This window comes from Pseudomonas sp. NPDC086581, from assembly GCF_044746165.1.
Taxonomy (GTDB): domain Bacteria; phylum Pseudomonadota; class Gammaproteobacteria; order Pseudomonadales; family Pseudomonadaceae; genus Pseudomonas.
In genome coordinates this window covers 43,006-65,547 of record NZ_JBIVBR010000019.1, presented here as the reverse complement: position 1 = coordinate 65,547, position 22,542 = coordinate 43,006, and the positions used below count along the sequence as shown (strand labels likewise).

Annotated in this window: 23 protein-coding genes; 4 read left to right on the top strand and 19 right to left on the bottom strand. The window is 66.6% G+C overall.

The annotated features are described in order from the left end of the window. Position 1: 1 nt before the first annotated feature. The 10 genes from ACIPK7_RS27870 to ACIPK7_RS27825 form a co-directional block, all read right to left on the bottom strand. On the bottom strand, positions 2-691 hold the full coding sequence (locus tag ACIPK7_RS27870; RefSeq protein ID WP_401091506.1) for an aspartate/glutamate racemase family protein: 690 nt from the start codon (positions 689-691) through the stop codon (positions 2-4). A 16-nt stretch (positions 692-707) separates the two neighbouring features. After that, complete coding sequence (locus tag ACIPK7_RS27865) at positions 708-1,808, bottom strand: PLP-dependent cysteine synthase family protein (protein ID WP_192436068.1); 1,101 nt, start codon at positions 1,806-1,808, stop codon at positions 708-710. 38 nt (positions 1,809-1,846) lie between these two features. Continuing rightward, positions 1,847-2,752: a DMT family transporter gene (locus tag ACIPK7_RS27860; protein WP_192436069.1), complete on the bottom strand. Its 906-nt coding sequence runs from the start codon at positions 2,750-2,752 to the stop codon at positions 1,847-1,849. A 475-nt stretch (positions 2,753-3,227) separates the two neighbouring features. Further along, positions 3,228-3,563 (bottom strand): Na+/H+ antiporter subunit G, encoded by a 336-nt coding sequence (locus tag ACIPK7_RS27855; protein ID WP_401091503.1) that lies wholly within the window; start codon positions 3,561-3,563, stop codon positions 3,228-3,230. Then, entirely contained in the window at positions 3,560-3,829 is a 270-nt protein-coding gene (locus ACIPK7_RS27850) for a K+/H+ antiporter subunit F (RefSeq protein ID WP_138520768.1), read from the bottom strand. Before ACIPK7_RS27850 ends, ACIPK7_RS27855 begins: the two co-directional genes overlap by 4 nt. Continuing rightward, the gene (locus ACIPK7_RS27845) at positions 3,814-4,314 is read right to left on the bottom strand and encodes a Na+/H+ antiporter subunit E (RefSeq protein ID WP_192436071.1); all 501 of its coding nucleotides are present in this window, start codon (positions 4,312-4,314) and stop codon (positions 3,814-3,816) included. Before ACIPK7_RS27845 ends, ACIPK7_RS27850 begins: the two co-directional genes overlap by 16 nt. Next, on the bottom strand, positions 4,311-5,807 hold the full coding sequence (locus tag ACIPK7_RS27840; protein WP_401091501.1) for a monovalent cation/H+ antiporter subunit D: 1,497 nt from the start codon (positions 5,805-5,807) through the stop codon (positions 4,311-4,313). The genes ACIPK7_RS27845 and ACIPK7_RS27840 overlap by 4 nt, the downstream gene beginning before the upstream one ends. Next, positions 5,804-6,136, bottom strand: coding sequence for a Na+/H+ antiporter subunit C (locus tag ACIPK7_RS27835; RefSeq protein WP_401091499.1), 333 nt, complete (start codon positions 6,134-6,136; stop codon positions 5,804-5,806). The genes ACIPK7_RS27840 and ACIPK7_RS27835 overlap by 4 nt, the downstream gene beginning before the upstream one ends. Continuing rightward, positions 6,136-8,952: a monovalent cation/H+ antiporter subunit A gene (locus ACIPK7_RS27830; RefSeq protein ID WP_401091497.1), complete on the bottom strand. Its 2,817-nt coding sequence runs from the start codon at positions 8,950-8,952 to the stop codon at positions 6,136-6,138. Before ACIPK7_RS27830 ends, ACIPK7_RS27835 begins: the two co-directional genes overlap by 1 nt. 257 nt (positions 8,953-9,209) lie before the next feature. Beyond that, complete coding sequence (locus ACIPK7_RS27825; RefSeq protein ID WP_192436074.1) at positions 9,210-9,674, bottom strand: glycine zipper 2TM domain-containing protein; 465 nt, start codon at positions 9,672-9,674, stop codon at positions 9,210-9,212. 206 nt (positions 9,675-9,880) lie between these two features. On the opposite strand from ACIPK7_RS27825, the gene ACIPK7_RS27820 reads away from it, so the two are divergent. Continuing rightward, positions 9,881-10,117, top strand: a complete 237-nt coding sequence (locus ACIPK7_RS27820; RefSeq protein WP_192436075.1) for a hypothetical protein — start codon at positions 9,881-9,883, stop codon at positions 10,115-10,117. Here the strand turns inward: ACIPK7_RS27820 and ACIPK7_RS27815 are convergent. The 6 genes from ACIPK7_RS27815 to dinG all read right to left on the bottom strand — a co-directional run bounded on the left by ACIPK7_RS27815 (position 10,102) and on the right by dinG (position 18,951). Then, positions 10,102-11,241 carry a glycerate kinase gene (locus ACIPK7_RS27815; protein WP_401091495.1) on the bottom strand — a complete coding sequence of 380 codons (1,140 nt, stop codon included), beginning with the start codon at positions 11,239-11,241 and terminating at the stop codon, positions 10,102-10,104. The two genes, ACIPK7_RS27820 and ACIPK7_RS27815, sit on opposite strands and share 16 nt — an antisense overlap. A gap of 148 nt (positions 11,242-11,389) precedes the next feature. Continuing rightward, positions 11,390-12,037: a pyridoxamine 5'-phosphate oxidase gene (gene pdxH, locus ACIPK7_RS27810; RefSeq protein WP_192436077.1), complete on the bottom strand. Its 648-nt coding sequence runs from the start codon at positions 12,035-12,037 to the stop codon at positions 11,390-11,392. 108 nt (positions 12,038-12,145) lie between these two features. Beyond that, complete coding sequence (locus ACIPK7_RS27805; RefSeq protein WP_192436078.1) at positions 12,146-12,952, bottom strand: OmpA family protein; 807 nt, start codon at positions 12,950-12,952, stop codon at positions 12,146-12,148. Positions 12,953-13,195: 243 nt separating this feature from the next. Further along, complete coding sequence (locus ACIPK7_RS27800) at positions 13,196-14,341, bottom strand: serine hydrolase domain-containing protein (RefSeq protein WP_192436079.1); 1,146 nt, start codon at positions 14,339-14,341, stop codon at positions 13,196-13,198. 103 nt (positions 14,342-14,444) lie between these two features. Beyond that, complete coding sequence (locus ACIPK7_RS27795; RefSeq protein ID WP_401091492.1) at positions 14,445-16,727, bottom strand: beta-galactosidase; 2,283 nt, start codon at positions 16,725-16,727, stop codon at positions 14,445-14,447. A gap of 79 nt (positions 16,728-16,806) precedes the next feature. Beyond that, a complete protein-coding gene (dinG, locus tag ACIPK7_RS27790) occupies positions 16,807-18,951 on the bottom strand; it encodes an ATP-dependent DNA helicase DinG (RefSeq protein WP_401091490.1) in 2,145 nt (714 codons plus the stop codon). A gap of 122 nt (positions 18,952-19,073) precedes the next feature. On the opposite strand from dinG, the gene ACIPK7_RS27785 reads away from it, so the two are divergent. Further along, positions 19,074-19,538 carry a CopD family protein gene (locus ACIPK7_RS27785; RefSeq protein ID WP_401091488.1) on the top strand — a complete coding sequence of 155 codons (465 nt, stop codon included), beginning with the start codon at positions 19,074-19,076 and terminating at the stop codon, positions 19,536-19,538. Positions 19,539-19,608: 70 nt separating this feature from the next. Here ACIPK7_RS27785 and ACIPK7_RS27780 read toward each other — a convergent pair whose 3' ends face one another. From ACIPK7_RS27780 to ACIPK7_RS27770, 3 genes are all read right to left on the bottom strand, one after another. Further along, a complete protein-coding gene (locus ACIPK7_RS27780) occupies positions 19,609-20,373 on the bottom strand; it encodes a collagen-like protein (protein ID WP_401091486.1) in 765 nt (254 codons plus the stop codon). After that, complete coding sequence (locus ACIPK7_RS27775; protein ID WP_401091484.1) at positions 20,366-20,668, bottom strand: DUF1145 domain-containing protein; 303 nt, start codon at positions 20,666-20,668, stop codon at positions 20,366-20,368. Before ACIPK7_RS27775 ends, ACIPK7_RS27780 begins: the two co-directional genes overlap by 8 nt. A 120-nt stretch (positions 20,669-20,788) precedes the next feature. Further along, positions 20,789-21,421: an OmpA family protein gene (locus tag ACIPK7_RS27770; RefSeq protein ID WP_192436085.1), complete on the bottom strand. Its 633-nt coding sequence runs from the start codon at positions 21,419-21,421 to the stop codon at positions 20,789-20,791. Between the two features lie 140 nt (positions 21,422-21,561). Between ACIPK7_RS27770 and ACIPK7_RS27765 the strand changes: the two genes are divergently transcribed. Continuing rightward, the gene (locus ACIPK7_RS27765) at positions 21,562-22,050 is read left to right on the top strand and encodes a DUF6231 family protein (RefSeq protein ID WP_401091482.1); all 489 of its coding nucleotides are present in this window, start codon (positions 21,562-21,564) and stop codon (positions 22,048-22,050) included. 2 nt (positions 22,051-22,052) lie between these two features. After that, the gene (locus tag ACIPK7_RS27760) at positions 22,053-22,526 is read left to right on the top strand and encodes a YchJ family protein (protein ID WP_081517733.1); all 474 of its coding nucleotides are present in this window, start codon (positions 22,053-22,055) and stop codon (positions 22,524-22,526) included. Positions 22,527-22,542 lie beyond the last annotated feature (16 nt).

Genomic DNA, 22,542 nt, shown 5'->3' with positions numbered 1-22,542 from the left:
CTCAAATGGCGGCGTCGGCCGCGTGCAGGGCATGCAGTGCAGTGGTGTCGAACAGCGGCACCGAGGCATCCGCCGGGCCGACCAGCAGGGAAATCTCCGTGCAACCGAGAATGACCGCTTCGGCGCCCTGCTCCGCCAGCGCAGCGATGATGCGCCGGTACTCTTCCCGCGATTCGTCGCGAATCCGCCCCAGGCACAGCTCCTCGTAGATAATCCGATGCACCACCTGGCGGTCGGCTTCGCTCGGCGTCAAAACCTTCAGCCCGAACCTGTCCACCAGGCGATCCTTGTAGAACGCCTGCTCCATGGTGAAGCGCGTGCCCAGCAGGCCGACCGTGGCGACGCCTGCCGCGCGGATCGCCTCGGCGGTCGGGTCGGCGATGTGCAGCAGCGGGATATCCACCGCCGCCTCGATGGCCGGCGCCACCTTGTGCATGGTGTTGGTACAGAGCACGAGGAAGTCCGCGCCGGCCGCCTTCAGCGAACGGGCCGCGTCAGCCAGCACACGCCCGGCGGCTTCCCAGTCGCCGGCATGCTGCAGGCGCTCGATCTCGTGGAAGTCCACGCTGTACAGCGCGACCTTCGCCGAGTGCAAGCCGCCCAGGCGTTCCTTGATGCGTTCGTTGATCTGCCGGTAGTAGGGAATGGTCGATTCCCAGCTCATGCCGCCGATCAGGCCGATGGTTTTCATGCGAGTCTCCATGGGGTCAGTCCAGCCCGATGCAGGGCAGCTCGCCCGGCAGCGCCACGCCCTGCTCGGCGCACTGGCGCACGGCCTCGATCAGCGGGTCGAGGTCGAAGCCCTGGGAAATCAGCCACAGCGGGTTGTAGTAGGTGGTCTCGTAGCGTTCGCCGCCGTCGCAGAGGATCGCCACCACCGAGCCGCTCTCGCGCCGCGCCACCATCTGCCGCGCCACCAGCAGCGCGCCGATCAGGTTGGTGCCGCTGGAGCCGCCAACACGCCGGCCCAGGCGCTGCGCCAGGTAGTGCATGGCCGCCAGCGACAGGTCGTCCGGGACCTTGCAGCAGGCGTCGAGCACATTGGGCAGGAAGGAGGCCTCGACGCGCGGACGACCGATGCCTTCGATGCGCGAGCCGTAGCTCAGGGTCAGGTCGCGGTCGCCAGTCTTGTAGGAGTCGAAGAACACCGAGCGCTCGGCGTCAGCGCAGAGCACGCGGGTGTCATGCCGGCGGTAGCGGGCGAAGCGTCCCAGGGTTGCCAGGGTGCCGCCGGTGCCAGGGCTGGAGACCAGCCAGGCCGGCTCGGGAAAGCGCTCGTGGCGCATCTGCTGGAAGATCGATTCGGCGATGTTGTTATTCGCCCGCCAATCGGTGGCGCGCTCGGCGAAGGTGAACTGGTCCATGAAGTGGCCACCGGTTTCCTTCGCCAGGCGCTCGGACTCGGCGTAGATCTGCGTCGGGTCATCGACCTGGTGCGCCTGGCCGCCGTAGAAGGCGATCTGCGCGATCTTCTCCTTCGAGGTGCTTGCCGGTACCACGGCAATGAACGGCAGGCCAAGCAGTCGCGCGAAATAGGCCTCGGAGATCGCCGTCGAGCCGCTGGACGCCTCGATCACCGGCGCGCCCGGCTTAAGCCAGCCGTTGCACAGCGCGTAGAGGAACAGTGAGCGCGCCAGCCGATGCTTGAGGCTGCCGGTGGGGTGGCTCGACTCGTCCTTGAAGTACAGGTCCACGCCGGGCAGGCCGGGCATCTCCAGAGGGATCAAGTGGGTATCGGCGCTGCGCTGGAAATCCGCTTCGATGATGCGGATCGCCTCACGGGTCCAGTTGCGTTCCTGGGTGGCCATCGTGTCGTTCTCCTGGCAGGGCAAGCGGTTCAATGGGTTCAGTCCAGCACACCGGCGGGCGCTGTGGGCGGCGCGCTGCGCCACTGGCTGAGGGCGACGCCGGCAAACACAAGGCCGGCGGCCAGCGCCTGCTGGCCGCTGAGCACCTCGCCTAGCAGCAGCGCGGCGAAGATCAAGGTGAACACCGGGATCAGGTTGATGAAGCCTGTCGCCTGGCTCGCCGGCAGGCGGCTGACGCCGAAGTTGTACAGACCATAGGCGCCGACAGTGACCACGCTGCCCAGGTAGACCAGGGCGAACCAGCCGGTCAGGCCGGGTGCCGCCGGCAGCCCGGAGGTCGCCAGCGCCAGCGGCAGGAAGAACAGCGAGCCGATGAACGCCTGCATGGCCGTGAGGATGAAGGGCGAGTAGCGCGCCGACAGGTGCTTGAGCAACAGGGTGTAGCCGGTGGCGCAGAGCATCGCCAGCAGTTCGTAGAAATTGCCCAGCAGCGGGTTGGGCGCGTGGCGGTCCGGCTCGCTGGCCAGGGTCAGCCAGAGCGAGCCGAGCACCGCCAGACCGAAGCCGAGCCAGGTGTTGCGGGCGATCTTTTCATGCAGCAGGAAGAACGCACCGACCGCCACCAGCAGGGGCAGCAGCGCGGTGATCATCCCAGCCTGCGCGGCGCTGGTCTGCTGCAGCGCCAAGGACTCGAAGATGAAGTACAGGCAGGGCTCGCAGGCGGCCAGCGCCAGCAGCCACTTCCAGTCGCCGGCGCGGTAGTCGATGCGCCCGCGCCAGCGCCAAGCGGCGAGGAAGATCAGGCTGCCCAGCGCCATACGGGCGAAGATCACCCACATGGCCGGCATTTCCTGGAAGGCGAACTTCAGCGCGATGAAGGAACTGCCCCAGAGCGCCATGGCCAGCACCAGGCACGCGAGGGCGAACGGCCGGGATTGCTGCACGGGACGCTCCAGTCAAAAGTCCCCGGAGTATAGGAGGCCCGCACCGGCGACCGACAGGTACAGAATCGTGGGGAAACTGTATGGGCTGGAGAACTTTCGTAGGAGCGAGCCAATGCCTCGCCCGTCCCTGGCTTTTAAAGACTTTCAGAGAAACATCCGCACGCGCCGAACGCCCCGTTCAGGAGGCCTCGTTGAATTGGAGTTTCGGGGGTTGAGCGACATGGATGTCGCGAAAGCCGCGATGGGCCAGGGATGGCCCTTCGCGGCGTGCCCCTGAAACTTCAATTCAACGAGGGTATTTTTCGCCTAAGCGAAAAACCGGATGTCCGGGGCAAGACCTTTGCCTACTTTGGGTGGGGCGGCCATCCGTCGTTTGCCAAAGTAGGTCGCCCGAGGGGGCGAAACCAGAAGTCCCAGCGCACACCGAAGCGACGCAAAACACCCAATCCAGAAGCAGCACAAACAAGGCTCGAGATCAGTCCCAGGGCCTGCCCTTGGTCCCCCGCTCCACCGGCACCCGCTGCTGCATCGCCGCCTTGGCCAGCAGGTGCGCGCTCACCGGCGCGGTGATGAAGAGAAACACGGTAATCAGGATCTCGTGCAGGCTGACACCCTCGCCACGGGTGCTGAAGTACAGCAGCGAAGCCAGCACCACCCCGCCCACCCCCAGGGTCGAAGCCTTGGTCGGCGCATGCAGCCGCGTGTAGAAATCCGGCAGCCGGTACAGGCCGATGGCGCCGAGCAGGGCGAACAGGCTACCGGCCAAAAGCAGCAGGCAGACCAGCGCTTCGATAACGATTTCGCCGTTCATTCGATGATGTCTCCGCGCAGCAGGAACTTGCACAGGGCCACGGTGCTGACGAAGCCCATCACCGCGATCAGCAGCGCCGCCTCGAAGTACAGGCCGCTGCCCTTCCAGATGCCGAACAGCACGATCAGCGCGATGGCTTCCACCGACAGGGTGTCCAGCGCGAGGATGCGGTCCGCCACCGAGGGCCCGCGAATCAGCCGCGCCACGGTGAGCAGCACCGCGATGCCCAGCAGCGCGAGGCAGATCGGGATCACGATGCCGAGCATGCGAACACCTCCTTCAGCGGCGCCTCGTAGCGCGCCTTGATGTCCAACACCAGCGCCTGCGGGTCCGGCACGTCGATACCGTGGACCAGCAGCGTACGACGGTCGGCAGAGAGGTCGGCGGAACAGGTGCCTGGGGTCAGGGTGATGACGCTGGCGAGGATGCTGATGGCGAGGTCATCGGTCAGCTCCAGGGGAATCTCGACGAAGCCCGGCTGCAGGTTCGCCTTCGGCCCCAGCACCAGCTTCGCCACCTGCAGGTTGGCCACGACTATGTCGTAGAGCACCAGACCGATGAAGCGCAGCAGCAGCCCCGGCCGCTGGATACGCGGCGCAGCCAGCAGCAGGTTGCGACACAGCAGCGGGATGGTCAGGCCGAGGAAGGCGCCGAGCAGCCAGTGGCCGAGTGAGAAATCGTTGACCAGCAGCAGCCAGCTCAGCAGCAGCACGCCGCTGAGCAGCGGGTGCGGAAGGATGCGCCGGATCATGCGCCACCTCCCAGCAGGATCGCCTGACGGTAGAGGCCTGCATCCAGCAACTGCACTGCCGTGGCCTGTGCATAAGTGATCAGCGGGCGCGCGGCGACCACCATCAGCGGTGCGCTCGCCAGCAAGCCGAAGCACGCCAGCATCTTCACCGGCTCGCGATTGGCGCTGCCCAGCACGCTCAGGCCGGTGCGCCAGAACAGCGTGCTGCCGGCGTGGCTCAGCGCGACGATGGTCACCAGCCCGCTGACCAGCACCACGCTCCACAGCGCGATGGCCTCGCCGCCCCCGCTTACTGAGCGCAGCAACATCAGTTTGCCGAGGAAACCCGACAGCGGCGGCAGTCCGGCAACGGCAATGGCACCGAAGAAGAACGCGCCACCGAGCAGGTGCGGTTGCAGCAGCGCCGGCCCTTGAACCAGTCGGCCACCCTTCTCCCCACGCTGGCGGGCAATCAGGTCAGCCAGCAGGAACAGGCCGCCAGCCACCCAGATGCTGTGCAGCAGGTAATAGAGCGCGGCGGACAGCGCCTCCGGCGTGCCCAACGCGATAGCTGCCAGCAATGTGCCAGCAGAGACCACCACCAGGTAAGACAGCAGGCCTTGCAGCGTGGTCGCCGCCAGCGCACCCAGCGCCCCGGCGACTATCCCGGCCAGCGCCAGCGGCCACAGCCAGGCCTGCGCGAGGTTCGCCAGCTCGCCGGCCTGCTCGCCGAAAATCAACGTGTAGACCCGCAGGATCGAGTAGATACCCACCTTGGTCATGATCGAGAACAGCGCCGCCACCGGCGCGCTGGCCTCGGCATAGGCTTTTGGCAACCAGAAGTACAGCGGCAGCAGCGCCGCCTTCAGGCCGAACACCACCAGCAGCAGCAACGCCGCCGCGCGCACCAACGGCGCCTGCTCGGCGCTCAGTTGGGCCACGCGCTCGGCCATGTGCGCCATGTTCAGGGTGCCGGTGATGCCGTAGAGCGTACCTACCGCGAGGAGGAAGAACGCCGAGCCGACGAGGTTGAGCACCACGTAGTGCATACCCGCTCGCACCCGCCCTGCCCCACCGCCATGCAGAAGCAGCGCGTAGGAGGCGATCAGCAGGATCTCGAAGAACACGAACAGGTTGAACAGGTCACCGGTGAGGAACGCCCCGTTCAGACCCAGCAACTGGAACTGGAACAGCGCATGGAAGCGCTTGCCGCGCCGGTCATCCCCGCGCACCGCGTAGATCAGCGACAGGCTGGCGAGCAGCGCAGTGGCAGCGATCATCAGCGCGCTGAGGCGGTCCAGCACCAGGATGATGCCGAACGGCGGCTGCCAGTTGCCCAGCGCGTAGAACTGCACCACGCCACTGTCGGCCTGTTGCAGCAGCACGGCGGAAAGCGGCAGCAGCGCAAGGGTGGCGAGCAGCGACAGGCCGCGCTGCAGGCGCTCGCCCATGAGCAGCAGTGCGCAACCGGCGAACAGCGGCAGCAGGACCGGAAGGATCAGCCAGTGGTTCATCGACGGTCCTCCCCTTCGCCGCCATCGACATGATCACCACCGGTATCCGCCAGCCCTCGCAGGGCCAGCACGATGACGAAGGCCGTCATGGCAAAGCCGATGACGATGGCGGTCAACACCAGCGCCTGGGGGATCGGGTCACCGGCGTTGGCGACCTTGCCGATCACCGCCGGGTCGCCGGCCAGGCGGCCCATGGCGAAGAGGAACAGGTTGACCGCGTAGGACAGCAGGGTCAGCCCCAGCACCACCGGGAAAGTGCGCGCACGCAGCAACAGGTAGACGCCACTGGCGGTCAGCAGGCCGAGGGCGATGGCGAACAGCGCTTCCATCAGGGCGCCTCCTTGGGCAACAGCGGCTCTCTCAGCTCTAACGAGGGGGGCGGCGCAGTGACCGAACCCAGCCCGGAAAGAATCAGCAGCGTCGCGCCAACCACGGTGAAGTACACGCCCAGGTCGAAGAGCATGGCCGTGGCCAGTTCGATGTCGCCCACCAGCGGAATGTGGAAGTGGCCGAACGCCGAAGTCAGGAACGGGAAGCCGAAGAACCAGGCGCCCAGCCCGGTCAGCCCGGCGATCAGCACCCCGAGGCCGGCGAGGCGGCTGTAGTCCAGCGGCAGGCGCGTGCTCACCCAGCGGCTGCCGCAGGCGATGTACTGGAGGATCAGCGCCACCGAAGTGATCAGGCCGGCGATGAAGCCCCCACCCGGCAGGTTGTGGCCGCGCAGGAAGATGAACACCGAGACCAGCAGCGCCAGCGGCAGCAGCAGTCGCGACAGCGTGGCGAGGATCGGCGGGAAGCGGTCTTTCGCCCAGGCGCGGCCTTCGTCGTCACCCTCGCGGCGCAGCAGGCGCAGGCCGTCGAGCAGTGCGAAGATGCCAACGGCGGCAATCGCCAGCACGGTGATCTCGCCGAGGGTATCGAAGCCGCGGAAGTCCACCAGGATCACGTTCACCACGTTGTGCCCGCCGCCACCGGAAACGCTGTTTTCCAGGTAGTAGCCGGCAATGCTGTCGTAGGGGCGCGTGAGCACGGCATAGGTCAGCAGCGTAACCATCACGCCGGCGCCAATGGCGATCACGAAATCGCGCAGGCGGCGCAGGCTGCTGGAGGTCTTCGGCGTGCGCGCGGGCAGGTAGTACAACGCCAGCATCAGCAGGACCATGGTCACCACTTCCACCGATAGCTGGGTCAGCGCCAGGTCCGGTGCGGCGAAGCGGGCGAAGGCCAGCGCCACCAGCAACCCGGCGATGCTGAGGATCACCAGCGCGGTCAGGCGCTGGCGATGGAACCAAACGGTGAGCGGCCCGGCAATCGCCAGCAGGACCAGGCCCAGCGCTGTGATGCCATCCAGCGGCGTCTGCGCGCGATCACCTTCGATAGCGGGCAGCGGCTCGAGGCCGGCGAACACTACCACCACGGCAGCCAGCACCAGCAGCATGGCGTAGCGCTGCAGCGAGCCGTTCTCCAGGTAGCCGGTCACTCGGGTGGCAAAGCGCACCACACGCTGCACCTGCTGCTCGAACACCAGCTTGGCGTCCACCGCCGGCAGCCCGGCGTACCAGTCGAACAGCGGCTTGCGCAGCACGTAGAGCAGCACGCCGCCAGCGGTGGCAACGAAGCTCATCGCCAGCGGCGCGTTGAAGCCGTGCCAGATCGCCAGGCTGTATTCGGGCAGCACGCCGTTCAGGCTCGACGCGGCGGCGCCGGCCAGCAGCGGACCGACGATAACACCCGGCATGACGCCCACCAGCAGGCAGATCAGCACAAGGATTTCCACCGGCACCTTCATGTAGCGCGGCGGCTCGTGGGGGTGCGGATTGGGCAGGTTGATCGGCTCGCCGTTGAAGAACACGTCGTGGATGAAGCGCACCGAGTAGCTCACCGAGAACAGCGCGCCCAGGGTCGCCAGCGCCGGGATCACCCAGTTGAAGCTGCCCATCATGTTCTGCGCCAGGGTCTCGCCGAAGAACATTTCCTTGCTGAGGAAACCGTTGAGCAGCGGCACGCCGGCCATCGAAGCCGATGCCACCATCGCCAGCACGGCGGTGTGTGGCATGTACTTCCACATGCCGTTGATGCGCCGCATGTCGCGGCTGCCGGTCTCGTGGTCGATGATCCCGGCAGCCATGAACAGCGAGGCCTTGAAGGTGGCATGGTTGATGATGTGGAAAATCGCCGCGACGTTGGCCATGGGCGAATCCAGGCCGAACAGCAGGGTGATCAGGCCCAGGTGGCTGATGGTCGAGTAGGCCAGTAGCCCCTTGAGGTCATTCTGGAACAGCGCCATGAAGGCGCCCATAAGCAGGGTGGCCAGACCGGTCAGGCTGACTAGGTAGAACCACAGCTCGTTGCCCGACAGCAGCGGGTACAGGCGCGCCAGCAGGAATACGCCGGCCTTCACCATGGTCGCCGAGTGCAGGTATGCCGACACCGGCGTCGGCGCCGCCATCGCGTGGGGCAGCCAGAAATGGAACGGGAACTGCGCGGACTTGGTGAACACGCCCAGCAGCACCAGGCACAGCGCCAGCGGGAACAGCGGACTGGCCTGCAGCACCTCGCGGGCGCCGAGCACCGTGGAGAGTTCGAAGCTGCCGACCACATGGCCAATCAGCAGGATGCCGGCGAGCAGCGCCAGGCCGCCGCCACCGGTGACCGCCAGCGACATGCGCGCGCCCTTGCGCGCGTCCGAGCGATGGCCCCAGAAGCCGATCAGCAGGAACGACGACAGGCTGGTCAGCTCCCAGAACACCAGCATCAGCAGCAGGTTTTCGCTCAGCACCACGCCGAGCATCGCGCCCATGAACAGCAACAGGAAGGCGAAGAAGCGCCCCGCGGGTTCCCTCTCGGACAGGTAATAGCGGGCGTAGAGGATTACAAGCAGGCCGATGCCGAGGATCAGCAGAGCGAACAGGAAGCCCAGGCCGTCCAGACGCAGACTGAGGTTCAGGCCCAGTTCCGGCAGCCACTCCAGGCGCTGCACCTGTGGATCGGCGCCCAGCACCGAGCGCTGCCCCATCAGTAGGACCAGGCCCAGCAGCGGCACCAACCCGGTAGCGGCGGCGCAGGCGGTACGGCCGAACCGCTCGGCCAGCAGCGGCAGCAATACCCCGAAGAAAGGCAGCGCGATGATCAGCGCCAACGTCATGACCCACTCCTTTTCACCGCCGGACGGCGTTCAGACAGGCAACACCGCGCAAAGGCGGCCGGCTTGCAAAGGCGACGATTATCCATATCTATCGATTACGCGTCATGGATTGAATTATTACGAAATTGCAAGCTTGACCCGCGCCCGCAGTGGGCTACGGCAGGTTTTCCTATCTCCCAAACGATAGCGCGCGACAGTCGAAACGACTGCCGCGCGCTGGGTTTCGCTGGCTGCCACGGGCGGGCAGCCGTTGCCGGTCAGTGGGCGACGCGGCTGGTACCGTTGACGGTCAGGATGCGCACGCGCTCGCCAACGCGGAACACGGCACCTTCGTCGACCTGCTGGACGTAGGCGCGGGTGCTGCCGTCGTCTTCGCGAACGGTGATTTCCACGCCCTGGGTGCGGGTCAGGCCTTCTTCGGTAGCCGCACCGAGCAGGCCGCCGGCCACGGCGCCGATGATGGCGGTGACATAGCTGCCCCTGCCGCCACCAATCGCGCTGCCGCCAATACCGCCAACGGCGGCGCCGGCAACCGAGCCAATGGGAGTCTTGGTGCCTTCGATCTTCACCGGGCGCAGGGCCTGAATGGTACCCATGCGCACGTTCTGCACGGTACGCGCTTCTTCACGGGTGTAGGTGTCGCCGGTCAGGCTGGACTGGCAACCGCCGAGGGTCATGGCCAGGGCCGCGAAAGTCACGGCGATCAGGGCAGTTTTACGCATTAGGAAACCTCCGAGTAGGGCTACGACTATTAGACTCCGGCAGCAGCCCGCCTGTCACGCCAGGTCATGAAACATGCTGATCTCGATTCAGCTTTCGTACAGTTTGTGCCATATCCGCCGAAAACGCCTGCCATGGCTCAGTTTTTCGCACCCGGGTATCGGTTAGGCTGGTGCGCGCAGCAGAAGCACCCCACACGGATATCTACATGGATTACTTCATCATCGTCGTCACCACTGCCGCCGGGCTGTATTTCCATTGGTGGATCTACTGGCGCATCCGCCGCTGGATGGACCGAGACCTGGCGCTGTCGCTGGCTGGCGATGATCCGCAAAAACGTATCTACCTGTTGCAGCGCCTGGCTGACGCCAAGCGCGAGAAGGTGAAGCGAAGCGACCTGCCTGACTGGCTGCAGCGCGCCGCCGACGACTACCGCGCCGCCTGAGCCAGCGACCAGAAGCGCGCCAGCGCCTCGGCGCGGTTTTCCAGTTCCTGCGCCGCCCGTGCGCAGGCGTCGGCCAGGGTGATGGGCCCTGGCGCCAGGCTGAACGCCGCCTCGATCCCCACTTCACGCAACTCAGCCAGCCCTTCGCCGACGCTACCCGCCAGCGCGATCACCGGCACGCCCGCGCGCCGGGCGACATGGGCCACGCCCACCGGCGTCTTGCCGTGCAGGCTCTGGCCATCCAGTCGCCCTTCCCCGGTAATGACCAGCGACGTGCCGGCCAGCGCCGCCTCCAGCTCCGACAGCTCGGCAATCAGCTCGATGCCCGGACGGAAGCGCGCCTTGAGAAAAGCCCGGCAGGCGAAGCCGAGGCCACCCGCGGCACCGACACCGGGGAACAGGCTGTGGTCCTGCCCGAGGGCCAGCGCCGCCACTTCGGCAAAGCGTTTGAGTGCGGCGTCCAACTGCTGCACCTGCGCCGGGTTCGCGCCCTTCTGCGGGCCGAAGACGGCTGAAGCGCCATGGGGACCGCACAGGGGATTGTTCACGTCGGCGGCCACCTCGACCTCGACTTCGCCCAGCCGCGGGTCGAGGTTCGACAGGTCGATGCGCGCAAGCTCGACCAACCGCGCGCCGCCAGCACCCAGCTCCTTGCCCTGGTCATCGAGGAAACTCACGCCCAGCGCCTGCAGCAGGCCCAGGCCGCCGTCATTGGTTGCACTGCCGCCCAGGCCGATGATGATCTTCCTCGCTCCCGCATCCAGCGCTGCGCGGATCAGCTCGCCGGTGCCGCGGCTGGTAGTGCGAGTCGCGTCGCGCTGCCCTTCCGGGACCCAGTGCAGGCCGCTGGCGGCCGCCATCTCGATGACCGCCGTGGCGTCGTCCAGCCAGCCCCAGTGGGCTTTCACCGGTTGTTCCAGCGGGCCGCAGACGTCCAGCTCGCGGCGCTCGCCCGGCCGCGCCGCCAGCACCGCGTCCACCGTGCCTTCGCCACCGTCGGCCATGGGCCGCAGCAGGGTTTCGTCGCCGGGCCGCGCACGCAGCCAGCCACGGGAAATGGCCTCGGCGACCTCGGGGCCGGAGAGGCTTTCCTTGAAGGAGTCGGGAGCGATGACGACTTTCATGGGGCAGGTCCGTTGAGCGGGAGGATGGAGGGCATCCTACACCGCACAACAGACGGACATGCTTTTGCAGGAGCGAGCTTGCTCGCGAGCCGCTTCAGCGAGGCTTGGTTCGCGAGCAAGCTCGCTCCTACGATAAACAAACAGCGAATCAGGGAGCGAGGCGCTCGCGCACCCAGGCGCCGTTTTCGTTGCGGAAATTGAGGCGGTCGTGCAGGCGGCTCGGGCGGCCCTGCCAGAATTCGATGCGGCTCGGCAGCAGGCGGTAGCCGCCCCAGAAGTCCGGGCAGGTCGGCGCGCTGTCAGCGAAGCGTCGCTCGGTCTCGGCCAGCAATTGCTCCAGCTCGCCACGACCGTCGATCACCCGGCTCTGCGGCGAAGCCCAGGCACCCAGGCGGCTGCCCAGCGGGCGCACGCGGTAATAAGCGACTGACTCTTCGACAGAGACTTTCTCGACCCGCCCCTCGATGCGCACCTGGCGTTCCAGTGCCGGCCAGAAGAAGGTCATGGCCGCGCGCGGGTTTTCCGTCAGTTGCTGGCCCTTGGCGCTTTCGTAGTTGCTGAAGAAGGTGAAGCCGCGCTCGTCCAGGCCCTTGAGCAGGAGCACGCGGCAGTGCGGCTGGCCGTCGGCGTCCACGGTCGCGAGCATCATCGCGTTGGGTTCGACCGGCAGTTGCTCGGTCTTTACCGCATCCTCGAACCATTGGCTGAACAGGCTGAAGGGTTCGGCGGGTGCCTGGGTCTCGGTCAGTCCGTCACGGGTATATTCGCGGCGCATATCGGCCAGGGTCTGAGCCATCGGAAATCTCCTGCAGAAGAAGTCCTTAAGCTTATCCAGAGTTGCGCCTTCGCGCTTGATCCACGACAAGCGTCATTCCGGCTGGAATGACGCTGTGCGCACAAGGGATCAGTTAGCCTGGGCGAGCGCCAGCAGGCTGGTTCGCTGGGTCACCAGCACTTCGACGCGGCGGTTCAGCGCGCGGCCTTCGGCGCTGCCATTGTCGGCGCGCGGCAGGCTGGAGCCGACGCCCTTCAGGCGCAGGCGATCGGCGCCCAGGCCGCTCAGGCGGAAAATCGAGGACACAGCCTGGGCACGTTGCAGGCTGACCTTGTCGTTGAGCGCCTTGTCGCCCGAACTGTCGCTGTGACCGAGCACCAGCACGCCGCTTTCCGGATCGTTCTGCAGCATCTTCGCCACGTTGCCCAGCGGCGCCAGGGTGATCGGCAGCAGCAGTTCAGGACGCTTGGGGTTGAAGGAGCCTTCCACCGGTGCGATCAGCACCAGAGCGTTCTCGCGGCGCTCGACGGTGAACTTGCTGCCAGCCACCGCTGCCCGCAGGGACTTCTCGTGCTGATCCAGCCATTCCTTGCTGACCTTGGTGTCCTGCGGCTTGATGGCCTTGTCGGTGCCCGGTTTGCTCTCGCTCACGCCGAACGGCCACCACCAGTGGCCACCAGGCTGCTTGCTGCCGGCGTCGGCGACCTTGGCCGCCTCGACGGGCTTCTTCTCCGGAGCGGGAGCCGCGGCGCTCACTGCCTCGTCACCACCGAACGGCCACCACCAGTGGCCGGTGCCGGGCTTGGCAGCCGCCGCCGCACTTTCCGTGCTATTCGCCGGGTCCTTGGCCTGAGACTGGAACTGGCTGCAGGCGGACAGACCGACACACAGCGCAAGGGTGGAGACTTTCAGCGAATTCGAGAACAGCAGGTTCATGGGAGCGATTCCATAAAGGCGGAACATGACGGGAGGCCGGGCGCGACGGGCAAGCTCGGCACCCTGACTTCAGCAATCAGCTTAAGAGTTGTACATAACTTACTCAGTTGGAACGAGATTTTAATCCCGAACTGACGAGCGGCGCATACCTGTGCGCAAGGGAAGGCCGTCGCGGCCAGCGCGACGGCAAATGCGGACGACCTTAAGAAGGCGCAGCGGGAGGAAGGTTCCTCCCGCTCGTCGCTACAGACAGTCGCCGGCGAGACGCGCCAGGCGCTGGGCGCGCGGGTCCATGAGCACGTAGGGGCCGAGTGTGTTGACGACGAAGCCCAGCGCCAGCTCGCGCTCGGGATCGGCGAAACCGATGGAACCACCGGCGCCCGGATGCCCGAAGGCCTGCGGGCCAAGGCCGTAGGTGGCGTTGGCCACGCTCGGCTGGTCAAGCATGCAACCGAGACCGAAGCGCGTACAGGTCAATAAAGTTCGATCCTCGCCAACGGCATGCTCGCGGGTGAGTTCGGCCAGCAGCGCTTCGTCAAGCAACCGGCCCTGCAGCAGGCCCGTGTAGAAACCGGCCAGCGAGCGCGCATTGCCGTGGCCGTTGGCCGCCGGCTGCGACATGCGCCGCCATTCGGGCTTGTTGGTGCTGGTGAGCACCGAAGGAGGATTGGTGAACGCACGCGTGGAGAGCGCGGTGGCATCGGTCATCATGGTCCGCAACAGGCGTTGTGCGGCGGCGTCGCCCAGGTTGCCCTTGCCCCGGGCAATGTGCGCGACGCGGTGGAATTCGGCGTCATCCAGGCCGATATGAAAATCCAGCCCCAGCGGCTCGGCGGTGCGCGCGATGATGGCCGCGCCGGGCTCGCGACCGTCGACACGGCGGATCACTTCGCCGACCAGCCAGCCGTAGGTGATGGGCGCGTAGCCGTGCTCGGCGCCCGGCGTCCACCAGGGCGTTTCGGCGGCCAGCGCGGCGGTCATGCTCGACCAGTCATACAGCGCTTCGGGAGCCAGCGGCTCGCGGATCGCCGGGAGGCCCGCGCGATGGCAAAGGAGCTGGCGCACGGTGATGTTCTGCTTGCCGGCCTGCTCGAATTCCGGCCAGTAGCGCGCAACCGGTGCGTCCAGTTCCAGCCGGCCCTCGCCCACCAGTTGCAGCGCGGCGACGGCGGCGAAGGTCTTGGTGCAGGAGAACAGGTTGAGCAGCGTATCGGCCTGCCAGTCCTGGCCCGGCTCCTTGCCTGCGCTGCCGGCCCAGAGATCGACGACGGTTTCGCCGCCGATCTGGATGCACAGCGCCGCGCCGCGTTCCTGCGGGTCCTCGAATAGCGCACTGAAAGCATCGGCAACAGGGGTGAAGCGCGGATCACAGTGGCCGTTCAGGGTCATCTCAAGCTCCGGAAATGCACAAGGGCGGGAGGCGCCATTCTTTCAGCGCACCCCGCCCCTGGGAACCCTGCCGAAGGCAGGGTGCGGTCTCACGAATGTCGGATCATTGCTCCGAGGCCTGTTCCTCGTCGCCGCTGTCGTCGGAGGCCGGCGTGGGTTTTGGCTGCAGCTCCGGCGCCACCTTGGCGGCGGCGCGGGCTTGCTCGTCGATACCTTTGAGCGTCTGCTGGTTGGCCTTGCGCACGGCGTCGACGAAGCCGGTGAACGGCAGGTCGGTGATGCCGACCAGACCGATATGCCCGTTCTCGCCGTCGAGCAGGCGGCCGGTCACCGGTTGGTCGAGGTACTGGAACCAGTGCGCGCCGACGATGTTCGGCTCCTTCGCGGCCTCGGCGAGGAAGCGCTGGTACGCCTCGCCACGCTGCTGCTCGTTGTACACCTCGGCGACACCGCCCCAGAACGGCCCGCGGTCGCGGGAGCCGAAGTGGAATTCAGTGATCAGCACCGGCTTGTCCAGGCTGCGCACGTAGTTGGCATCGAAGCCCTGCTGCGGCAGCGGCACGTAGAGGTTGAAGCTGAGGATGTCGCAGTACTTCGCGCAGGAAGCCAGCGCCTCCGGCGTGCTGACGGCGAAGCGCGGGCCGAGCAGCAGATGGTTCGGCGCGTGCCACTGCAGCGAATCCCTCAGGGTCTTGAAGTACTGGTCGGCGTACAGGCGCAGGAAGGCGCTGTAGTCCTGGGCGATGGCCGGGTGCGCCTCGCTCGGCAGCGGCGCCTGGTAGCCCGGCGCGTCGAGGTCTTCCCAGGAACCCAGCTGCACGCCCCAGGCCTCGGCCAGTTGCTCGTGCTCCTGGTACTTGTCCTTGAGCTGCTTGATGAAGGCGCGCTTGGCCGGACTGTCGGTGGACAGCTTGAGCGCACCGAAGGCCAGGGCGAAGTGCGCCTGGGGATCTTCCCCCCGGCCGGCCCAGGCCAGTTCGTTGTCGGCGTAGTAGCCCAGCAGCCAGGCGTCCTCGCGGTGGTCGCGGGCGGCGATGGCAATGGCGCGTTCGGCGGCCATGGCGAAGCGCGGGTCGAACGGGTCGGGCATCGCGCCCCACCAGTCGTAGCCGGTGCTGACCGTGGCGTAGTCGCCACTGATGGACAGCGGCACGCTATAGGGCAGGCGCGGATCGTCGGCGAAGGCCGGATCACTCCAGTCGCCCAGGGTGTTGAAGCCCCAGGAACCGAGGCGCTGCACGGTACGTTCACGCCAGGCGGCCGCAGCGGCGTCAGGGTTCAGACCGCCGTCAGCGCGGAAGCGGTTGGCGGCGTAGAAATCGAACCAGCGCCCGTTACCGAACGCACGGCCCTGCTGGGCGCCGACGCCACTGCGGTCATCGCGCTGACCGTAGAAGGCGGCTAGTGGCTCGTCCTCCTTCGGCAGGCTGGCGAACATGTATTCGCGGCCTTCGACGTAGGTCTGGCTGCTGTCGGCATTCACCGCGTTGACGCCCATGGACCAGAACGAGTGCCCTTCCGGCGTCACCAGCCACCAGCGGCCATTGCGCTTTTCGGTGCGGAAGAAGCCGGTGCCTTCGAAGGCCGGGCCGTCCAGCAGACCACCGAAGGCATCACGGCCAGGTGCGGGCTGCCACTTCTTCAACTGCTCGCCTTCGGCTTTCCAGGCGTTGGCCAACTGCTCGGGGCTCTTCACCTTCTCCGGCCAGTCGCTGCGGGTGGACTGGCCGAAAGCGTCCACGATGCCGGTGTAGGCCTTGTGGTATTCGTCGTTGCCGGCGCGGGTGCCGAAGCGGCCGACGAGGATGTCCTGGGCTGCCTTGGGCGAGGTGAGGAACAACTTCACCGCGCCAACCTGGCTGCGGTTCAGCTCGCCCGTGACCTTGCTAGCCAGCAGCAGGCGCTGGCCGTCCTGGGTGACGGGCATGGGCACGCCGGCACGCATGCCGAAGTCTTCCGGGGCGATGGCGTGCAGCGGGATCACCAAGGTCTGCGCCGGGCCCGGCGGCAGGGCGATGCTCGCGCGCAAGCCGGGGGCACCGGCGACGCCTTCGATTTCCACTTCCAGGGTGATGGCCCAGTCCATGGCGTTCTGGATGCGCAGGCTGATGCTGTCGGCCTGGGACCAGTCCCAGCTACCGCTGGATGGCGCAAGACGCAAGGTCGGTTGCGGCGCGGGGTTGAAGTTCACCCGGCGCAGGATCTCGCCTTCGGGCGTGGCCTCGGCGGTGGAGCTGGGCAGGTCGGCGTTCTGCGTGGTGACGCTGACCACGGCCATCGGCTTGACGAAGTTGAACAGGGTTTCATTGCCGCCAGCCGACCAGGCCGGGGCACTGGCGATGGCCAGGGTGAGCAGCAGAGGCAGATGCCAACGCATCGATGTCATGGATTCGAGTCCTTGCAACACGCCCGCCGGACGGCGGGCGTTCGTTTGACAGCAAGCGCGGGAGCTCGCTCCCACACACTCAAGCGATTTCTCGGCGGAACGGCGGCAGTGCGTTAAGAATGGCCTTGCCGTAGCGCTGCGTCACCACGCGGCGGTCCAGCAGGGTGATGGTGCCGCGGTCCTGCTCGGTCCGCAGCAGGCGGCCGCAGGCCTGCACCAGGCGCAGCGAGGCGTCGGGCACGGCGATCTCCATGAAGGGATTGCCGCCGCGCGCCTCGATCCATTCCGACAGCGCCGCTTCCACTGGGTCGTCCGGCACGGCAAAGGGAATCTTGGCGATCACCACATGCTCGCAATAGGCGCCGGGCAGGTCCACGCCTTCGGAGAAGCTGGCCAGGCCGAACAGCACGCTCGGCTCGCCGTCGTCGACCCGCGAGCGGTGCTTGTTCAGGGTTTCCTGCTTGGACAGGTTGCCCTGGATCAGCACGCGCTTGCGCCAGTCGCGGTCCAGGCCGTCGAAGACTTCCTGCATCTGCTTGCGCGAGGAGAACAGGATCAGCGAACCGCGCGAACCTTCGACGATCTCCGGTAGCTCGCGGATGATCGCCGCAGTGTGGGCGGCGGCATCGCGCGGATCGGCCTTGAGGTCCGGCACGCGCAGCACGCCGGCGTCGGCATGGTGGAACGGGCTCGGCACCACGGCGGTAACGGCCGCGCGCGGCAGGCCGGCGCGCATCCGATAGCGGTCGAAGGTGCCCAGCGCAGTGAGGGTCGCGGAGGTCACCAGCACGCCGTAGGCCACGTTCCACAGGTTGCGGCGCAGGGTTTCGGCGGCGAGGATCGGGCTGGCGTTGGCCTCGATGTCGTAGAAGGTGCCGCTCTCGGCGAGGGTCAGCCAGCGCGCCATGGGCGGGCTGTCTTCCGGGTCTTCGCTGGTAAAGGCGGTCCACAGCTCCCAGTTGCCCTGGGCGCGCGACAGCAGGCTGCCGAACAGCGGGTACCACTCCTCGGCCTGGTGGCTGGCGATGCCGACGCTGCCCTCCCCGTCCATGGCTTCCTTGAGCAGTTCGGTCAGGCGGGTGAAGAGGTCGGTGAGCTTGGAGAAGCCCTTTTTCAGCTCGATGCCCATCTCGCGGATGTGCTCGGGGATCACTCCGCCCTCGAAGCGATGGCGCGGCCGCTCGCGGCCTTCCATGTCCTCGCCGGCGCGGAAATCGCCAACTTCCTCGCAGGCGGTGAACATGAACTGCTGGTGCGTGCGTAGCTCGCGGGCCAGCTCCGGCACCTGTTCGATCAGGCGGCCGAGGTCGCCCGGCAGCGGGTTCTGCGCCAGCAGCTTGGTCAGGTTCTTCTCCACCTGGCCCAGCCAGTCGGCTGTAGCGCGCAGGCGGGTGAAGTGGGCGAAGTGGCCGATGGCCTTGTCCGGCAGGTGGTGGCCTTCGTCGAACACATAGAGGGTGTCGCGCGGGTCCGGCAGGATCGCGCCGCCGCCCAGGGCGAGATCGGCCAGCACCAGGTCATGGTTGGTGACGATCACGTCGACCTTAGTCATGCCTTCGCGCGCCTTGTAGAAGGCGCACTGCTGGAAGTTCGGGCAATGGCGATTGGTGCACTGGCTGTGGTCGGTGGTGACCTGCGCCCACTGAGCGTCCTCGATTGCCTCGGGCCAGGAGTCGCGGTCGCCGTCCCAGCGGTTGCCCGCCAGGCGCTCGATCATCTGGTTGAACAGCTTGCTGGAGGTCTCGTCCACGTCGATGCGGAAGCCTTCCTCCTCGAACAGCTGGGCGGTGGCGCTCTGCGCCTGGCCTTCCTGCAGCAGGTGGTCGAGCTTGGACAGGCACATGTAGCGCCCGCGCCCCTTGGCCAGGGCGAAGCTGAACGACAAGCCGGAGTTGCGCAGCAGGTCGGGCAGGTCCTTGTGGACGATCTGCTCCTGCAGCGCGACGGTGGCGGTGGCGACGACCAGGCGCTTGCCGGCGGCCTTGGCGCAGGCGATGGCGGCGAGGCTGTAGGCAACGGTCTTGCCGGTGCCGGTGCCGGCTTCCACGGCGACCACGGCGGCATCGCCCAGGCGATGGCCTTCCTCGTCGCTGGCGATGGTCCCCAGGACCTTGGCGACTTCGGCGATCATCAGGCGCTGGCCGTAGCGCGGCTTGAGTTCCTTGGCCTCGAGGAAGCGCGAGTAAGCGCCCTGGATCGTGGCCTTGAGTTCGGTGCTGAGCATGGACTTCCCGGGCCCCGGAGCGTGCCTCGAGGACACATCCGGATGCTGGATAAATTTTCAGTGGTTCGAATCGGCGGCTATGATAGCGCGCTTGACTTCAATCGCCAGCGGAGATCGTCCGAATGACACCCTTTGCCTTCGTCTATGCCCTGCACGTCCTGGCCGCCCTGGTCTGGGTCGGCGGCATGTTCTTCGCCTGGATGGTGCTGCGCCCGGCCGCCGTCGCTGCGCTGGAAGCCCCGCCCCGGCTGAAGCTGTGGCTGGAGGTGTTCCCGCGCTTCTTCCGCTGGGTGTGGGCCGCGGTGATCCTGCTGCCGGTGACCGGCGTGGGCATGCTGCACCTGAGCTTCAACGGCATGGCCGGCGCGCCACGCTACGTGCAGGTGATGATGGGACTGTATGTCGCGATGCTTGCGCTGTTCCTGCGCATCCAGGCGCTGCAACTGCCGGAACTGCGCCGTGCGGTGGGCGCCGAGGACTGGCCGGCCGGCGGCGCCGTGCTGGGCAAGATCCGCAAGACCGTGGGCCTGAACCTGCTGATCGGCATGGCACTGGTGGCGTTCGTCGCCGCCCGTCCGCACTGGTAAGACGCCACTCCGCCGGGACAAAAAAAGCCCGCCTGATTTTCACCAGGCGGGCTTTTTCATGACCTCGACGTCAGAAGCGCTTCACGTCCAGGCGGCCTTCGCTGCCCTTCGCCCCTTCCGCACCGCCCTGGCCTTCCGCGCCGGGCTTCTCGCCCGCCACCGAATAGAACCAGCAGCCCTTCTCACTGCTGCGCGGGCCTGCCTTGCCGGGCTTGCCGCCCGCTCCGCCAGCGCCACCTTCCAGGCGCACCCTGATCTTCTCGACGTCGAACTGCTCCGGCACTTCCAGGCGCACCACGCCGCCGGACGCGCCAGTCTGGCCGTCAGCACCGTTCTGGCCGTCGCCGGCGGACTTCCCGCTGCCCCACAGGCAACCGGAAGTCTGCGCGCTACCGCCATCCAGGCCGTCATAGCCTGGTGCGCCGACACCACCGCGAACGTCGATCAGCAGGTTTTCCACCGCCACATCCTGCAGCCGCAGCACCAGGTTCCGACCGTCGCTGGCGGGCTTCTCGAAGCTGCCGGAACTGCCTTGCGCGGCGATCACGCTGCCGTCTGCGAGGTTGCCGTGCTGCACGTCGATCTGCAGCGCCTCGTTACCAGGGAACACGCCGATCCGCGCGTTCTTCGCCAGGTCCAGCTCGCCGATCTTCAGTTCCTTCACCCGCGACGGAATCAGCAGCGCGCCTTCCGGGCCGACGCTGATGCGGTCCAGGCTCAGGCTCTCGCCCTTCACCGGCAGGCGCAGCACGGTATTGGCTTCCACCGAGACAGTGCCGGCGGCCGAACACACCAGCGGTGCGAACAGCGCCAGGCCCAGCATCGACTTACGCATGGGTATCTCCTTCTACTTTTGCGGATGCCGGTTGTTCCACTGCCGGCCGCGGCAGGGTAGCGAAATGGAAGACGCCGAACAGCAGGATCTGCAGGCGGTCCATGCCCGGATGCGGGCGGCCTTGCAGACGCTTGCGCAGCGCCAAGACTTCGACAATGTGGATCAGCAGGATCAGCGCCCCCGCCGCATTGAGCAGCAGCGCGAAGGGATGTGCGAAGGGTTGGATCAGGTTCGCCAGCACCGCCAGCCAGAACAACAGGGCAATCAGTTTGCCCAGCCCCAACAACGCTTTCATGAAGTGCCCCCGTGTTTTTCTTTGCCGGGGAACATACGCCTCTGCCCCCGCCTGTGCCAGTGGCAACCGGGAATGACAAAGGGGGCCACGAAGGCCCCCTTTGTACAGATCACGCCGGACTTACTGACGGGTGATCTTGATTTCCACGCGACGGTTCTCGGCGCGGCCTTCCTTGGTCTTGTTGTCCGCAACCGGCTGGCTCTCGCCATAACCGACGACCGACTTGATGCTGCTGGCAGGTACGCCAGAGTCGACCAGGTAGTTGGACACGGCGTTGGCGCGGCGCTCGGACAGTTTCTGGTTGTAGGCGTCGGTACCGATGCTGTCGGTGTGACCGCCGATGTTCAGCTCGGTGGTCGCGGCCTCACCCTTCAGGCGGGTAGCGATGGTATCGAGCTTGTCCTTGTCCTGCGCATCGATCTTCGACGAGTCGAAGGCAAAGTGCAGGTCACGCACCACGATGGTCTCTTCCTTGGGCAGCGGAGCCGGAGCAGGCTCAGGAGCCGGTGCAGGCGGCGGAACCTCGGCCACTTGCTCTGCGGCGCCATGCACCCAGCAGTAGGACGCACCCAGCACGCCACCAATCAGGGCCCCCCAACCAGCCCAGGCGCTGCTTTCGATGGAACCCAGACCGGCGCCGCCGACACCGCCAACCACGGCGCAGGTTGGCCAATCGGACTTCTGCAACCCTGCGCAGCCGGTGAGCAACGTGCTTACCAGCAGCAGGGGTAAAGCGGTCCTTGTGATGCTCATAAAGTTATGTCTCCTCTAATGATCGGGTCTTGACCGACAATTACCGAGTAAAGACGTGACTGACAGAATGCGCCAGCACTAGGCCATATGGGTGTCACACGCTAGTCTTCGTTCATTATTTTTCGCCTTCGACGAGCCTCATGATTTCGACACGCACGCCGCAACAAGCCCTGGCCGCCCTGCTTGATCGCTACGCGCCGCAGCGCCTCCTGCTAGTGGGTGCCAGCCAGATCCCGGCGGTGGACGCCTTCCTCGCGGCGCATCCGGATTGCGAACTGTTTCACGCCGACGCCGGGGCGCTGCCCGCCGAACTGGCAGGCCAGCGCTACGACCTCGCACTGCTCGCCGATTGCCTGGAGCACCTGCCACGCCGTGATGCGCAGCAACTGGTGGGCGGCATTCGCAACCTCAACAGCAGCCGCGTGGCCGTCCTGGTCGACCTCGACGCCGCCCAAGCGCAGGACGCCGACTTCTACGCCCTGGCCATGCAGGCCAGCGAGCGCTTCCAGCGCGACGAGCAGGTGATCACCCTGTTCACCTACGATCTGCACGAATACAAACAGGTCCCGGACTGGCTCAATGCGAAGTTCTGGGCCAACCCGGAAAACTTCGGCAAGTACTGGTGGTGACCATGATCGAACCGACCTGCCCCTGCGGCAGCGGCCGCCCATTACCCGACTGCTGCGGGCGCTTCCATGCCGGCGTCGCGGCGCCTACCGCCGAGGCGCTGATGCGCTCGCGCTACAGCGCCTACGCGCTGGGCCTGGTGGATTACCTGCGCGACACGACGCTGCCCGCCCAGCAACAGGGCCTGGACCTGGACGCCATCCGCACCTGGAGCCTGGGCAGCACCTGGCTCGGCCTGGAGGTGGTGAGCCACGAAGTGCTCGGCGGCCAGCCGGAACATGCACGGGTGACCTTCATTGCCCGCTGGCACGATGCCGGCGGCGAACACAGCCACCGCGAGTGCTCGGGATTCGTCCAGCGCGACGGGCGCTGGTACTTCCTCGATCCCACGGTGCCGATGAAATTGGGACGCAACGACCCGTGCCCCTGCGGCGCTGGCGGCAAGCTGAAAAAATGCTGCGGGCCCTGGATTGAGTAGGAGAGGATCGAGTAAG